This window comes from Vibrio sp. S12_S33 (assembly GCF_963889785.1).
In the GTDB taxonomy this organism is placed as follows: domain Bacteria; phylum Pseudomonadota; class Gammaproteobacteria; order Enterobacterales; family Vibrionaceae; genus Vibrio; species Vibrio aestuarianus.
This window is the reverse complement of record NZ_CAWPQZ010000297.1, coordinates 1-336: the sequence shown is the minus strand read 5'-3', so window position 1 is coordinate 336 and position 336 is coordinate 1. Positions and strand designations below refer to the sequence as shown.

The 336-nt window shown below is 47.6% G+C and carries 1 pseudogene; it reads left to right on the top strand.

Features of this window, described 5'->3' with window-relative positions:
* Nucleotides 1–43: 43 nt before the first annotated feature.
* Nucleotides 44–336 (top strand): annotated as a pseudogene (locus tag AACW06_RS20240) (type VI secretion system tip protein VgrG); the annotation flags it as partial.

Here is a 336-nt window from a genome sequence, read left to right as displayed (position 1 = left end):
GAGCTTAAGGTTTTTCGACATTCAAATGTGGAAGGGAAGATAAATGGCGACGTTAAGTTTTAGGCTCAAAGTGGATGGGTTGGCAGACGACACCTTAGTGGTGCGTGAATATCAAGGGGTCGAATCGCTGTCGGATAAGCCCTTAGATAACGGTCAAACCTGTTACGGTTTTCGCTACGAGATAAAACTGGCGAGTCGTCAATCAACCCTCAAAGCTGTGCAGCTGGTGGACAAACCGGCGCAGTTAGAGATGCTGCGTGATGGCATTGTAGTACAGCGCGTGCATGGCATTATTCGTCAATTTAGCAAGGGCGATATTGGTCATCACCATACGTT